The sequence below is a fragment of the Rhodococcus sp. 2G genome (assembly GCF_001886355.1).
GTDB lineage: Bacteria > Actinomycetota > Actinomycetes > Mycobacteriales > Mycobacteriaceae > Rhodococcus > Rhodococcus pyridinivorans.
Genome location: NZ_CP018063.1, coordinates 3,933,853 through 3,947,168 on the forward strand (window position 1 = coordinate 3,933,853; position 13,316 = coordinate 3,947,168).

Annotated in this window: 14 protein-coding genes; 6 read left to right on the forward strand and 8 right to left on the reverse strand. The window is 68.2% G+C overall.

Annotation, left to right across the window (positions count from 1 at the left end; genetic code table 11):
• Positions 1-10: 10 nt before the first annotated feature.
• Positions 11-1,312 carry an MFS transporter gene (locus tag BO226_RS18460; RefSeq protein ID WP_033097859.1) on the reverse strand — a complete coding sequence of 434 codons (1,302 nt, stop codon included), beginning with the start codon at positions 1,310-1,312 and terminating at the stop codon, positions 11-13.
• Between the two features lie 195 nt (positions 1,313-1,507).
• Between BO226_RS18460 and BO226_RS18465 the strand changes: the two genes are divergently transcribed.
• The 3 genes from BO226_RS18465 to BO226_RS18475 all read left to right on the forward strand — a co-directional run bounded on the left by BO226_RS18465 (position 1,508) and on the right by BO226_RS18475 (position 4,477).
• Positions 1,508-2,314 (forward strand): CPBP family intramembrane glutamic endopeptidase, encoded by an 807-nt coding sequence (locus tag BO226_RS18465; RefSeq protein ID WP_064256866.1) that lies wholly within the window; start codon positions 1,508-1,510, stop codon positions 2,312-2,314.
• 247 nt (positions 2,315-2,561) lie between these two features.
• Positions 2,562-3,791 carry an LCP family protein gene (locus tag BO226_RS18470; RefSeq protein WP_231912061.1) on the forward strand — a complete coding sequence of 410 codons (1,230 nt, stop codon included), beginning with the start codon at positions 2,562-2,564 and terminating at the stop codon, positions 3,789-3,791.
• Positions 3,792-3,931: 140 nt separating this feature from the next.
• Positions 3,932-4,477: a ferritin gene (locus tag BO226_RS18475; protein ID WP_229568520.1), complete on the forward strand. Its 546-nt coding sequence runs from the start codon at positions 3,932-3,934 to the stop codon at positions 4,475-4,477.
• Positions 4,478-4,561: 84 nt separating this feature from the next.
• Here the strand turns inward: BO226_RS18475 and BO226_RS18480 are convergent, their stop codons facing one another.
• The 4 genes from BO226_RS18480 to BO226_RS18495 form a co-directional block, all read right to left on the reverse strand.
• On the reverse strand, positions 4,562-5,479 hold the full coding sequence (locus BO226_RS18480; RefSeq protein WP_064256867.1) for a DUF5926 family protein: 918 nt from the start codon (positions 5,477-5,479) through the stop codon (positions 4,562-4,564).
• A gap of 62 nt (positions 5,480-5,541) precedes the next feature.
• On the reverse strand, positions 5,542-6,315 hold the full coding sequence (locus BO226_RS18485; protein WP_016694581.1) for a glycerophosphodiester phosphodiesterase: 774 nt from the start codon (positions 6,313-6,315) through the stop codon (positions 5,542-5,544).
• A complete protein-coding gene (locus BO226_RS18490; RefSeq protein WP_064256868.1) occupies positions 6,312-7,367 on the reverse strand; it encodes a DUF4328 domain-containing protein in 1,056 nt (351 codons plus the stop codon). Before BO226_RS18490 ends, BO226_RS18485 begins: the two co-directional genes overlap by 4 nt.
• Positions 7,367-7,693 carry a rhodanese-like domain-containing protein gene (locus tag BO226_RS18495; RefSeq protein ID WP_006553400.1) on the reverse strand — a complete coding sequence of 109 codons (327 nt, stop codon included), beginning with the start codon at positions 7,691-7,693 and terminating at the stop codon, positions 7,367-7,369. The genes BO226_RS18490 and BO226_RS18495 overlap by 1 nt, the downstream gene beginning before the upstream one ends.
• A gap of 258 nt (positions 7,694-7,951) precedes the next feature.
• On the opposite strand from BO226_RS18495, the gene BO226_RS18500 reads away from it, so the two are divergent.
• On the forward strand, positions 7,952-8,887 hold the full coding sequence (locus BO226_RS18500) for an LLM class F420-dependent oxidoreductase (protein ID WP_006553399.1): 936 nt from the start codon (positions 7,952-7,954) through the stop codon (positions 8,885-8,887).
• Between the two features lie 31 nt (positions 8,888-8,918).
• On the opposite strand, the gene BO226_RS18505 is transcribed toward BO226_RS18500, so the two are convergent.
• The 3 genes from BO226_RS18505 to BO226_RS18515 all read right to left on the reverse strand — a co-directional run bounded on the left by BO226_RS18505 (position 8,919) and on the right by BO226_RS18515 (position 11,438).
• Positions 8,919-9,509 carry an Rv1733c family protein gene (locus BO226_RS18505; protein ID WP_231912062.1) on the reverse strand — a complete coding sequence of 197 codons (591 nt, stop codon included), beginning with the start codon at positions 9,507-9,509 and terminating at the stop codon, positions 8,919-8,921.
• A gap of 156 nt (positions 9,510-9,665) precedes the next feature.
• Positions 9,666-10,334, reverse strand: a complete 669-nt coding sequence (msrA, locus tag BO226_RS18510) for a peptide-methionine (S)-S-oxide reductase MsrA (RefSeq protein ID WP_006553397.1) — start codon at positions 10,332-10,334, stop codon at positions 9,666-9,668.
• A gap of 9 nt (positions 10,335-10,343) precedes the next feature.
• Positions 10,344-11,438 carry an acyltransferase family protein gene (locus BO226_RS18515; RefSeq protein ID WP_064256870.1) on the reverse strand — a complete coding sequence of 365 codons (1,095 nt, stop codon included), beginning with the start codon at positions 11,436-11,438 and terminating at the stop codon, positions 10,344-10,346.
• Positions 11,439-11,735: 297 nt separating this feature from the next.
• Between BO226_RS18515 and BO226_RS18520 the strand changes: the two genes are divergently transcribed.
• Together BO226_RS18520 and BO226_RS18525 are read left to right on the forward strand one after the other, a co-directional pair.
• A complete protein-coding gene (locus BO226_RS18520) occupies positions 11,736-12,359 on the forward strand; it encodes a superoxide dismutase (protein ID WP_006553395.1) in 624 nt (207 codons plus the stop codon).
• 232 nt (positions 12,360-12,591) lie between these two features.
• Complete coding sequence (locus tag BO226_RS18525) at positions 12,592-13,125, forward strand: hypothetical protein (RefSeq protein WP_024102643.1); 534 nt, start codon at positions 12,592-12,594, stop codon at positions 13,123-13,125.
• Positions 13,126-13,316 lie beyond the last annotated feature (191 nt).

Genomic DNA, 13,316 nt, shown 5'->3' on the forward strand with positions numbered 1-13,316 from the left:
ATCCGAACGATCAGACCTTCTGCAGGTCGATACCCTTCGTTTCCTTCATGATCAGCGCAGCGATGCCGGTCGCGACGCACAGCACCATGATGTAGACCCCGAAGACCCAGCCGATGTCCCAGCCGGTGAGCAGCTGATTCAGGTAGGGCGCGGTGCCACCGAAGACCGCCACCGAGAAGGAGTAGGCAAAGCCGATGGCCTGGGTACGCAGGCGGGTCGGGAAGCTCTCCGACAGGGTGCACGACAGGATCGCACCAGGGATCGACACGATGAGCAGGGCGAGAGTGGTCGACACGAGCAGCGTCCACCCGGCCGACGTGATCATCGATGTCAGCGGGATCTGCAGCGCGAACATGAGGACCGCGAAGCCGCCGAGCATCGGGCGCCGGCCGATCCGGTCGGAGAGCAGACCCCAGAAGGGCAGCGAGACCAGCGCGATGACCTGGGCGATGACGAGCATCCAGTAGGCGGTGTCGGCGTCCATGCCCTTCTGCGTGATCGCGTACGTCGAGACGTACGAGGTCCACGTGTAGTGCGCCGCCGTGACACCCGAGGTCATGCCGATCATCAGCAGGATCGCACGCACGACCACCTTGCGCGGGATGCGCGGTTCGTCGACCCGGGTCTCCTGCTGGTCGAAGACCTCGCTCTCCTCCATGCTGCGTCGCAGGTAGAGGGCGAACAGCGCCAGGAAGAAGCCGAGGAGGAACGGCACGCGCCATCCCCACTCGCCCACGGCGCTCTCGGAGAGCGTCGAGGTGACCGCTCCGCCGATCGTGTACGCCAACACGGAACCACCGAAGATCGCGACGAAGGCGACGCTGCCCCACATGCCGCGGCGATGCGGCGGCGCGATCTCGCTGACGTACGAGTAGGCGGTCGCCGACTCGCCACCGTGCGCGAAGCCCTGCACCACGCGGGCGAGCAGCAGGAGCACCGACGCCCACACGCCGATCGACGAGTAGGTGGGCATGAGCCCGATGACGAGGCTGCCACCGGCCATCATGAGCATGGTCGTGACGAGCACGAACTTGCGGCCGCGCTTGTCGGCGATGCGGCCGAACACGATGCCACCGAGCGGTCGCATCAGGAATCCGACGGCGAAGACCGCGAGTGTGGACAGCAATGCCGAGACCGGATTGTCGCTGTTGAACATCGCTGCGGCGATGAACGGAGCGAACACAGCGTAGGCGCTCCACTCGTACCACTCGAGGATGTTGCCCACGGAGCTGGCGAGAAGAGACTTCTTCTTCGATGCGAGAGTCACCGAAGTTGTTGCAACAGAATTCTTCTCAGGTGTTTCGATGTTCATGTCCCTACTTCCGGGTCGCAGATTCCCCTCGGCCCCCAAGGCCTCTATCCGCACCCGAGCGATCGATCGGTCGGGCGATGTGAAGTGTGATGGGTCACATGGACCGCTGTCAAATTGGACACATCACCGCGAACCGGTGGGGCGCCTCTCCGCGGCGAGAGGACCGGCCACGCAGGGTCCGGCACAATCGCTCCGGTGACGACCCTTCGCGACTGGCTGCGGCCCGCATCCCGCAACCCCGAGCCGCCCCTCGACCCCACCGAGCGCCGCGCGCTGTGGATCGAGATCACCATCGTCCTGCTCGTCACCTTCGGCCTGAGCGGGATCTCGTCGATCCTGTCGCTGGCCGAGGCGGCGCTGGCACCAGAACCGCTGTCGGATCAGACCGTCGCCCTCAACACGCCACGCTCGTCGCAGGGGTTCATCGATCTCGCCCGCCAACTCCTCGGCATCGTGCGCCTGCTCGCCTGGGGTGCCCTCGGCCTGTACCTGCTCTGGCGCAGCGGTGTCGGACCGCGACTCGCGGGCCTCGCCCGACCCGGTCTGCGCCGGGACCTGCTGCCCGGCCTGGGGCTGGCCGCCCTGATCGGACTCCCCGGACTGGTGCTGTACCTGGTGGCGCGGGCCGCCGGCCTGAACCTGACGGTCGCGCCGAGCCTGCTCGAGGACTACTGGTGGCGACTGCCCACCGAGATGCTGTGGGCGATCGCCAACTCCGGGGCGGAGGAGATCCTGGTCGTCGCCTATCTCCTCACCCGCCTGCGGCAGCTCGGCTGGTCGGAGAATTCGTCGTTGCTCGCCTCCGCCCTGCTGCGCGGCAGCTACCACCTCTACCAGGGCGTCGGCGGCGGGTTCGGCAACGTCGTCATGGGCCTGGTCTTCGGGCGCTACTGGCAGCGCACCGGCCGGTTGTGGCCGCTCGTGATCGCCCACGCGCTCATCGACACCATCGCCTTCGTGGGCTACCAAGCACTGAGAGGCCACGTCTCCTGGCTGCCCTGAACGTAGAGTTGTCCGGATGAACGGCGACCCTCGCGACCCTCGGAACCGGCCGCGGCCTCCGCAGGGACTTCCCCCGCAGGGCCCTCCTGCCCGGCGGGCAGTACCGCCGAACCCGCAGCGCGAGGTGCCACCGCAGCGACGGGGCGCTCCTCCGTCACAGCGACGGGGCGCTCCTCCGTCACAGCGACGGGGCGCTCCTCCGTCACAGCGTCGCGGCGGCCCCCCGCCGTCCCCCGAGGGCACCCAGGTGCTCCGGCGCGACGGACGACCGCAGTCACCGCAGGCATGGTCGCAGGCACCCGCCCCGAACTACCGGCCCGCTCCGCGGCAGGACCGGCAGCAACCGCCCCCGCAGCAACGACGCGACTGGGCACCGACGCAGCGACCCGAACGGATCGCCGACCCCGCCCCGAACCGTCGCCCGCCGCGCGGGAACACACCACCGCCCGCACCCCCGCGACGCCCTGCGGCACCGCCTTCACGACCGGGCCCGCCCTCACGACCGGCACCACGCCGCCCGCTCGGTGCCCGGCGCATCCTGCGGCGACTCGCGATCGTCCTGGTGGTGCTCGTCGTCTCGATGGGCGCGAGCATGGTCTACCTCGACGGCACACTCGCGCGCGTCGATGCGCTCGCCGATTACGACGGCCGGGTCGGCGACACCCCCGGCACGAACTGGCTGCTCGTCGGCTCCGACAGCCGCGTGGGCCTCACCCCCGAGCAGGAACAGGAACTCGCGACCGGCGGGGAGGTCGGCGCCGACCGCACCGACACGGTGCTGCTCGTCCACATCCCGCCCGGTGGGGGCGCCACGACGATGATCTCGCTGCCCCGCGATTCCTACGTGAGCGTCCCGGGCTTCGGCCAGGACAAGCTCAACGCGTCGTTCGCGTTGGGCGGACCGCAACTGCTCGTGCAGACGGTCGAGGGCGCCACGGGCGTGCACATCGACCACTACGCCGAGATCGGCTTCGGCGGGTTCGCGTCGATCGTCGACGCGGTCGGCGGGGTCGACATCTGCGTGCCCTATCCGATCGACGACCCCCTCGCCGGACTCAGGCTCGAACCGGGATGCCAGGAGCTCAACGGAGCGCAGGCCCTGGGCTTCGTGCGCACCCGCGCCACCCCGCTCGCCGACCTGGACCGGATGAACAACCAGCGCCTGTTCCTGTCGGCGCTGCTGAGCAAGGCCACCAGTCCCGGCACCTTCCTGAACCCCTTCCGGGCATGGTCGCTGATGTCGGGTGCGGCCGGGTCGCTGCGGGTCGACGACGGCGACCACCTGTGGAACCTCGCACGACTCGCGTGGGCGATGCGCGGCGAGACGGTCACCACGACGGTTCCGGTGGGCGGATTCGACGACGTCTACGGCATCGGCAACGTCTTGCTGTGGGATCGTGAGCGCGCCGTGCCGTTCTTCGGAGCCATCTCGGAGGGCGACCCGATCCCGCTGGAACTGCTCGCTCCGGCCCCCTGACGGACGCCGCGAATCGTCGTCGATCTTGGGGAAGGCTGTCCGAATTTTCCGTAGGGTAGCCGATGCTGCGTTGCCCAAGGGTAGCCAAGGCTTGGATGAAAAGCGTGTTGACCTGCACTAACGTCGTGATCATGACGACGATGGGCGACATGACCAAGACCAAGTTCCACACGCTGCTGCACGACCAGATCCGCCACGAGTTCACGGCGTCGCATCAGTACATCGCCATCGCGGTCTTCTACGACAACACCGATCTCCCGCAGCTGGCGAAGCACTTCTACGCGCAGGCCGTCGAGGAGCGCAACCACGCCATGATGATCGTCCAGTACTTCCTGGACCGCGACATGGCCGTCGACCTCACCGGCGTCGACGCGGTGCAGTCGATGTTCGAGGATGCCCGCGAGCCGATCGCGCTGGCCCTCGCCCAGGAGAAGAAGGTCACCGACCAGATCGTCGAGCTCGCCCGCACCGCGCGCGACGAGGGCGACTACCTCGGCGAGCAGTTCATGCAGTGGTTCCTGCAGGAACAGGTCGAGGAGGTTGCGACGATGACGACCCTGTTGACCGTGGCCGACCGTGCCGGTTCCAACCTCTTCAACCTCGAGGACTTCGTGGCCCGCGAGCTCAACTCGAAGGTGCGCGAGCCGCGCGGCAATGCCCCGCTCGCCGCCGGCGGCGCCATCTGATCGTTCCTCCATCCGGGGACAGCCCACCCGGAACGACGAAGGCCACCTCCCGCAGGAGGTGGCCTTCGTGCTGTCGTGAGCGGGTCAGCGCAGGGTGACCTGGCGGCTGCGCAGGCCGTCGCGCGACCGGCGCTCGGCGGCGGTGAGCGGTTCGTCCACGGCGAGGGCCTCGTCGAGGCGCTGCCCGAACTCGATGGTCGGGGTGACCCATTCGTCGGGGTGCTTCTCGCGGTCGAGGTCGAAGACCGGCACCAGCAGACCGTGGGTGCGGAACGAACCGGCGAACCGCGATCCCTCACCGAGGTGCAGACCGCCCGCCGCGTGCACGCGCGACAGCGCCGCCATCAGCGCGTCCTCGTCCTCGGGTCGCACCCAGCGCAGGTGCGCCTTCTCGCCCGGATCGACCCACCACGCGCCGCGGAGACCGTCGCCCTCGAGACGCGCGGACGGCAGCACGGCTTCGTTCGCGTGCTTGACGGTGTGCGCGATCTCGGCGCTCGGTTCTACACCGGCCGGGATCCACCAGTCGAAGTCGTTGTGGACGGTGATCGCCGGTACGGCCGCAGGGTCGATCAGCTCGGCCAGCGGCGGGGTGTCGTCGTCGACGCTCGCGACCTGCAGCGACGAGCCCGGCTCGGCCGTGTGCGCCCAGCGCAGGGCCGCGGCCAGTTCACCCGCCGGGTCCGGGCCGAAGCCGGCGGCGAGCTGCAAGCCGACGTACGCGACCGGCTCACCGTTCTCCTCGCGGACCAGGGCCGCTACCCCGCCGGGGAGGATTGTCGCACCCACGACGCGACGGCCGTCCTCGGCCGCGGGCAGCTCTGCGAGGGCCGACGGCACGAACTCGCGCAGTGCCACGAGATCGCATTCGAAGGCGAGTCCTTCGAAGGGCCGGGACGTCGCGGCGGCCGCTGTTTCCCGCTCGAGTCGGCGCTGCTCGAGCTTCGCGGCGCGGTTGCTGCCGGGCTTGGGTCCGCTGTTTCTCTTGCTCTTCTTGGCCACGGCGTCAAACTACACGGCGACCCATGTCGCGATGTCGAGGTCGCGGGACCGGGTGGGGGTGCTCACCGATCGAAGGCGGCGTCGAGCTGCAGCTTGGTGCGCCCGGGATGGTTGGTGGCGACCCACTCGACGCCCAGTTCGCGGCACAGTTCGACGTCGGCGGGGTCGTCGACGGTCCAGCAGTAGGTGGCCCGGCCCGACAGCGCAGCCCGGTCGACGAGATCGCGGTGCTCGCGCAGCGTCGCGATCGAGGGACCGACAGCGGTCGCGCCGACGGTGGTCGCGGCACTGCCGCGCAGGTAGCGCGAGGTCTCCCCCAGCAACACGGTGGGCAGCAGCGGCGCGGCCCGGCGGATGCGCCAGACGGCCCCCGCCGCGAACGACATCACCACCACCCGGGAGAAATCGGCCGATGCCGGGGTCGCGAGACCGAAGCGGGCCAGTTCGGCGAGCAGTTTGCTCTCCACGAGACCGCCGTAGCGGACGGGATGCTTGGTCTCGACGAAGACCTTCACCGGGACACTCGTGAAGTCCATGACGAGTTCGAGCAGTTGCCGCAGCGTGAGCAGGTCGGCGGGCTCGCCGGGGCGTCCGTAGTCGTACTGCGCGAGCTCGTCGAGGGTCATCTCGCTGACGACACCGGTGCCGTTCGAGGTGCGGTCGATCGTGCGGTCGTGCACGCACACGAGGTGACCGTCGCGGGTGAGCCGCACGTCGCATTCGACGCCGTCGGCACCTTCCTTCAACGCGAGCTCGTAGGCGCCGATCGTGTGTTCCGGGAGGGCGGCGGACGCACCGCGATGCGCGACGACCCGGGGATGCGCGCTGCGGGTCACGGCGCCACCGCCTCAACGCGCTCCTCGTCGTCCGCTCGTTCTCCGGCCGATTCCGGAGCGTCGTCCTGTTCTTCGCGGGCCTGTTCCTGCTCGCGCACGGCGGCGGGGACGATGGGCGCGATCGGCGACGAGGCCGGACCTGCCGCGTGGGTGAAGCGGCGACGGCGCAGCGGCCGTCCCCACAGGTCGGCGTCGTCGAACAGGCGCAGGACGTGCAGGGTCGACAGCGCGACGACCGTCCCGAGCGTCGCGAGGACGGCGGTGAGCAGGACGCCGTCGGCGCGGGCCTGCAGGGTGTCGCGCTGACGCCACGCGAGCAGCGCCACCATGAGCACACCGTTGACCACCCACAGCACCCACCAGGTGCGGATCGCGCGGAGCAACCGCGGGTCGCGGTCGGCGATCTCGGTGAGGAAGACACCGGGCATCGCGAGGTTGAGGCCCGGAACGACCAGCCCCGCGAGGATGGACAGCGGCGACCGCGACTCGGCGAGACCACGCTCGGCGTAGATGCGCCGGCGCAGGTCGATCAACCGCAATCCGGATGCGACCGCCGCGGCCAGCGCCACGACCGGCCCGACCACCTGGGTCGCCCACACTGCGGCATCCGACAACGCGAGCACGAGCGGGTCGACGAGACGGGTGCGGTTGTACAGCAACACTCCGTACCGGACGGCCTCGGCGACCGCCGCGAGACCGAAGACGACGGCGGCGCCGACGAGCAGCGTCGGCGCGAGGTCGGCGGCGGTCTCGGCGCGATCGGGTTCGACGTCCTCGTCCGGGAGCGGATCGAGCAGTCCCCAGCGGGGCATCTCACGATAGGACGGGGTCTCTGGAGCCGGACACCCGTGCGCAGGCGACGTCGGTTCGGTCGTCGGAGCACCACCCGCGGGTCGCGCGACCCAGCGGAAGTTACGGCGCGACGGAGGAACCGTCCCGTCGGGGGCGACGGGTGAGAGCAGCACACCGCGGCAGGCCGGGCACCACTGCCGCGGCTGATATGTCACCGGCCAGCGATTCTCACAGCGCACACAGATCTGATAGGCCGACATCAATAGATCTTTGCCGGTTCGTCGCGCTCGGAGACGAGCGGGAGTCCGTGCTTCTGCCACGCCACCATGCCGCCCGCGACCTGGAAGGTCTCGTACCCGATGCGGGCCAGGTACTCGACCGCTCCGAGGGAGCGGCCGCCCTGCCTGCAGATCACGTAGATCTCGGCGTCGGGGTCGAGTTCCTCGATGTGGGCGGGCACGTCGGCGAGCGGAATGTGCAGCGCGCCGGGGGCGTGTCCGAGTTCCCATTCGTCGTCCTCGCGGACGTCGAGGAGGACGACCTCGTCGCCGAGTTCGGGTACCAGGTCGACCGACACGGTGGGCACGTCGGAAAAGCTCACGTCTCAATAGTGGCACGCGGCGTGAACGGATGTGGGTGTGGTCGTACCGATACTGTTCCGCAGGTGGGGCAGGTGGGTCTTCCACAACACTCCCCATCAACCCCATCCGCTGGAGTTATCCACAGTTTCCACAGGTTCATCAACAGGCCTATCCACGCATGGGGAATCACGCTCGAGACATCTCACAGTGGACAAGCACCCGCCGATGGCCCGCGCCGGTTCCGTCGCTGAAATGATCGGGTCATGGAATTACGCATCTTCACCGAACCCCAGCAGGGCGCCACCTACGACGACCTCCTCGCCGTCGCACAGACCGCGGAACGACTCGGCTACGGCGCGTTCTTCCGCTCCGACCACTACCTGGCCATGAACGCCGAGGGCCTGCCCGGACCGACGGACGCATGGATCACGCTGGCCGGTCTCGCCCGCGACACGTCGACGATCCGCCTCGGCACGCTCGTCACCTCGGCGACCTTCCGGTACCCCGGCCCGCTCGCGATCTCCGTCGCGCAGGTCGACGCCATGAGCGGCGGACGCGTCGACTTCGGATTCGGAGCCGGCTGGTTCGAGGAGGAGCACCTCGCCTACGGCATCCCCTTCCCCACGCTGAAGGAGCGGTTCGACCGCTTCGAGGAGTCCCTCGCGGTCATCACCGGCCTGTGGGACACCCCCGAGGGCGAGACGTTCTCGTACGAGGGCGAGCACGTGCGGATCGAGAACTCCCCGGCGCTGCCGAAGCCGTACCAGCGTCCCCACCCACCGATCGTCATGGGCGGCGCAGGCAAGAAGCGCACGCCGGCACTGGCGGCGCGCTACGCCGACGAGTTCAACGTGCCGTTCAAGTCGCTGGACGAGACGAAGGTCCTGTTCGAGCGGGTGCGCTCGGCCTGCCGGGATGCCGGACGCGACCCCGAGGAACTGACCTACTCGAACGCACTCGTGCTGTGCTGCGGCCGGGACGAGGACGAGATCGCGCGTCGCGCGGCACGGATCGGCCGTGAGGTCGACGAACTGCGGGAGAACGGACTCGCGGGCACGCCGCAGGAGTTGATCGAAAAGATCCGCACCTTCGCCGAGGCCGGGACGCAGCGCATCTACCTGCAGGTCCTCGATCTCGCCGATCTCGAGCACCTCGAACTGGTGGCGAACGAGGTCATGCCCGCCGTCGCGGATCTCTGACGCGCAGGCGGTGCCTGCAGTCCTAGCCGGGTCAGTGGCTGCTGGTGGAGCCGAGGAACGCTTCGATGTCCCGGCTCCACTCGCGGCTGCGCCGCACCTCGAGACGCCAGTGCGCGAGGGCGAACAGCCCGGCCGCGGCGGCGGCGGAGAACGTCCACAACCACACCCCGGACAGCACGGCGGTGAACTTCGCGGCGGAGGTGGTCAGCGGGGGCTGCGTGTATTCGCCGGTGCTCCCCTCGACCCAGACCTGCACCTCGCTGCCCGCGGTCGCGAGACTGTCCACCTGGACGAGCGCGTGACGCGTCTCGTCGCCCCAACCCCAGGTCGCCGGGGCCGAGGAGATCTTCACGGTCTCGCCCCATCCGGAGGAGTCGCTCAGGGCATCGGCGTCGAGGACGGCCGTGACGCTGACACGTTCGGCATTCTGCTTCTCGGAGAGTTCGAGCTGGGAGCTCCACATGGTGGCGGACACCCACACCGCGACGGGGATCAGGATCGCCATCACGGCGATCATGAGGGTGAAGCAGCGCGCCTCGAGCCTGTCGGTGCGACGCACGAGCGGATCCCGCCTGCGCAGACTTCGCCGTGTACGCCGCAGATACCCCGCTCTGGTCGTCATGTCGGCAAGCCGTCCCTTTCCCCCTCTGGAATGATCCCTTCTTCCAGAATGCGTCCGCCTTCGGGGAAGTTCAAGGAACGCCAACGCATCTCACACTCGCACTGCGAGCGGAGATGTGGTGCGCGACACCGTCGAACCCTGAGGCCCGACGCTCTCTCAGGCGCCGAGGCCCACCGGGCAACTCACGCCGGTGGCGTGGACGGGGCAGTAGCCGTTGGGATTCTTCGCGAGGTACTGCTGGTGGTAGTCCTCCGCGTAGTAGAACTGCGTGAGCGGGGCGATCTCCGTGGTGATCTGCCCGTATCCGGCGTCGGCCAGTCGCTTGCCGAACGCTTCGGCCGTGGCCTCGGCGACCTCGATCTGCGTCTCGTCGTGGGTGTAGATCGCCGAGCGGTACTGGGTGCCGTGGTCGTTGCCCTGCCGCATGCCCTGGGTGGGGTCGTGGTTCTCCCAGAACTGCTGCAGGATGTGTTCGTAGCCGATCACCTTCGGGTCGAAGACGACGAGCACCACCTCGGTGTGCCCGGTCCGGCCGGAACATACCTCCTCGTAGGTGGGGTTGGGGGTGTAGCCGCCGGAATAGCCGACCGCGGTCGAGTAGACGCCGTCGAGCTGCCAGAACTCCTTCTCGGCGCCCCAGAAGCAACCCATGCCGACGACTGCGGCCTGCAGGCCCTCGGGGAAGGGGGGAACGATGCGGTTGCCGTTGACGTAGTGGGTCTCGGGGACGGGCAGCGGTTCGGCGCGACCGGGGAGCGCGTCCTCGCGCGTCACCATCTGCGACTTCGAACCTGCACGGGCGAGGATCTCGTCGAACCAGGACATGACCCGATGCTACGCGCGGGTCGGAGCGACAGTCCGTTCGTCGGAAGCGACCTGCTTCGGCGCGAGCCAGCGGCTCTTGATCCAGTGCGCAGCCGGAACCTCGACGCTGCGGTACAGCACCTCGGCGACGAGACCGCAGCCGATCAGCAGCAGCACGATCGCCGCGGTCGTGCCGACGATGCCCACGGTGTTCTCGTAGATCCGGTACATCACGAGGGTGTGGGTCAGGTAGATGCAGTAGCTGCGGGTCGCGACCCAGGAGACGACGGTCGAGCGCGCGAGGCGCCCGTCGTACCGCGCGACCAGCACGATCGCCGCGAAGACCACCGTCACCGTCCACAGATAGCGGCTGCCCGACCAGTAGACGTTGATGTCCGTGGCCATCACGATCACCGCGATCTGCGCGAACATCGCCGCCAGCAGGGCGCGCAGCGAAATCAGGCGGGCCCAGCCGAAGTACACGATCTGCCCCAGGAACAAGGTCGGCAGCGTCGACGCGATCTTCGACAGGAACGGCACCGTGTACGGCTCGGGCACGTACAGGTTGTAGAGGAGCACCAGCATGCACAGCACGGCGCCGAGCATCGGCACCGCCACCGGCGCCGTCCGCAGCAGCGACCGTCCCGCCACGCACCACAGGTAGAACGAGATCTGTGCGGCGAGCGTCCACACCACGCCGAGCACGATCACCTGTGGTTTCAGGAAGAACGCAGCCAGGAAGAAGGACAGGAACGCCTCGGAGACCGACACCGTGGTGTGGCCGCTGAAGGTGCCGTTGATGCCGAGCCACACGAGCACGACCGCGGCGAGGATCGCCACCCAGAAGGCCGGCAGGAGCCGCGCGGCCCGGGCGATGAGGAACTTCCGGCGGTCCTGCCGGATCGCGGACCGGGTGACGAGCATGCCCGTGAGCATCATGAACGCCGTCACCCCGACGGACGACAGGTGCTGGTTGAGGCCGGCGCCCTTGACGAGTACCTCGTAGGTGAGGTCGATGCCCCACCAGCCCGTCCCGAGGTCGTCGATCAGGTAGAAGGCGATGTGGGAGTAGAGCACGGCCGCGACCGCGACGAACCGGACGACATCGACGCCCGGCAGATCCACACGCGGTGCATCGGCCCCGCGTGTCGGTTCGTTCAGGAAGGGCCGAAACACGCGCCAATGTTAAGGTCCCGTTCACGCAGCCGTTGCCGATGGTCCCGATATCCGACTGTTTGCGCTGGTGAGAGCTATTTTCCGGACGCGTGGGCCGTTCCGGGTGCTCTCCGACACAGTCGCGGTCCGATCGTGTCCGCATTACGGGGAATGTTGCGGACGGTGTAGTTATGGACTTGGGTGGAAACCCGAGAAGGTACGGAATAACTGCACGGGCCGGACGGCCCGGTGAAGAAGGGACCCTTCGTGGCTGAATACACACTTCCGGACTTGCCCTACGACTACGCAGCGCTCGAGCCGCACATCTCGGCGAAGATCATGGAGCTGCACCATTCGAAGCACCACGCCACCTACGTCGCCGGTGCGAACACCGCTCTCGAGAAGCTGGCCGAGGCCCGCGAGAACGGCACCATGGCGGCCCAGGCGACCAAGCTCGAGAAGGACCTCGCCTTCCACCTGGGTGGTCACACCAACCACTCCGTCTTCTGGAACAACCTCTCCCCCGAGGGTGGCGACAAGCCCGAGGGTGAGCTCGCTGCTGCGATCGATGACGCCTTCGGTTCGTTCGACAAGTTCCGCGATCACTTCTCCGCGAACGCGAACTCCATCCAGGGCTCCGGCTGGTCGATCCTCGCGTGGGATTCGATCGGACAGCGTCTGATCATCGTCCAGCTGTACGACCAGCAGGGCAACATCCCGATCGGCCTGACCCCGCTGCTCATGCTCGACATGTGGGAGCACGCCTTCTACCTGCAGTACCAGAACGTCAAGGCCGACTACGTCAAGGCCTTCTGGAACATCGTCAACTGGGCGGACGTGCAGGCTCGCTTCGAGCGCGCTCGCACCGCCACCTCGGGCCTGATCGTCTAGTACGGATCGGGCATACAGGTCGCGAGACCGACAGCGAGGGCGCCGGGACACCGGCGCCCTTCGTCGTCTCCGGGCCTGGTCTTTCCTATCCGCTACAGGAATCGCTATCCGCCGCAGCAATTGCCGAGGCGGATAGCAAAAGGTGTAGCGGCAGTGCTGGCACTCGGCACCTCTTGTGTGCCAACGAAGAAAACGGGCATTCTCCCCTTACCGACCGAGAGGGAGGAGTGGGATGAACGCCGAGGAACACAGCCGCATCGAGCTGTCCGCATTCCAGTCCGCCGGGTCGCTTCGAGGTTTCGTCGTCTCGGGCAGATGGCCCGCGACCACCCGCGAATGGGCCCAGGTGCTGGCGATGACGGTGCGGATCGCGTCGCTGCCGGGACTGCTGCCCACCTCGACGGTGTTCGGGGTCAAAGAAGAACTGCCCGACGACCCCGAGCCCGGAACCGTGGGCCTCGTGGTCGCCGAAGGTCCGGTGCTCGGCGAGCGTGCCGTGCAGCCCGGACGGTTCGCCGAGCATCAGCCGCCGGCACTGATCATGCTGCATCCGCCGTCGGAGACGACGCCGTCACTGCCGGAGAACGCCGGCGCCGCCTCGGGCTGCGTGCTGCTCCCCGGGATCCCACATCTCGGACTCGAGCATCGCGCCGCGTGGGTCGAGGCCGAACCGGACGGCACGGTGACGGCACTGGTCAGCAAGGTGGGAGTGGATCCGGGCAACGACCCCGACACCGCGATTCTGGCCATGCTGCTCGCTTCGTGAGGGCGCCCTGAAAACGAGAGTTCGGTTCTCCGAAAGTTAGCATTGCCTTTACAGAATTCGGTTCGCCGGGCTAACGTTGTCGTCGGCGAAGGGGAGTAGCCCCCAATCGCAGGGTCGACATACTGGCGGCGCCCGACAACGGCACTGCCCGGCCCCGCGGACCGGATCATCCTCCGGTGGGCGAGACCTTC

Coding starts and splice junctions, on each gene's coding strand:
- BO226_RS18460 (WP_033097859.1), bottom strand. CDS start 1,312: ATGAACATCGAAACACCTGAGAAGAATTCTGTTGCAACAACTTCGGTG.
- BO226_RS18475 (WP_229568520.1), top strand. CDS start 3,932: ATGGGCGACATGACCAAGACCAAGTTCCACACGCTGCTGCACGACCAG.
- BO226_RS18490 (WP_064256868.1), bottom strand. CDS start 7,367: ATGTCGGCCTATCAGATCTGTGTGCGCTGTGAGAATCGCTGGCCGGTG.
- BO226_RS18500 (WP_006553399.1), top strand. CDS start 7,952: ATGGAATTACGCATCTTCACCGAACCCCAGCAGGGCGCCACCTACGAC.
- BO226_RS18505 (WP_231912062.1), bottom strand. CDS start 9,509: ATGACGACCAGAGCGGGGTATCTGCGGCGTACACGGCGAAGTCTGCGC.
- msrA (WP_006553397.1), bottom strand. CDS start 10,334: ATGTCCTGGTTCGACGAGATCCTCGCCCGTGCAGGTTCGAAGTCGCAG.
- BO226_RS18525 (WP_024102643.1), top strand. CDS start 12,592: ATGAACGCCGAGGAACACAGCCGCATCGAGCTGTCCGCATTCCAGTCC.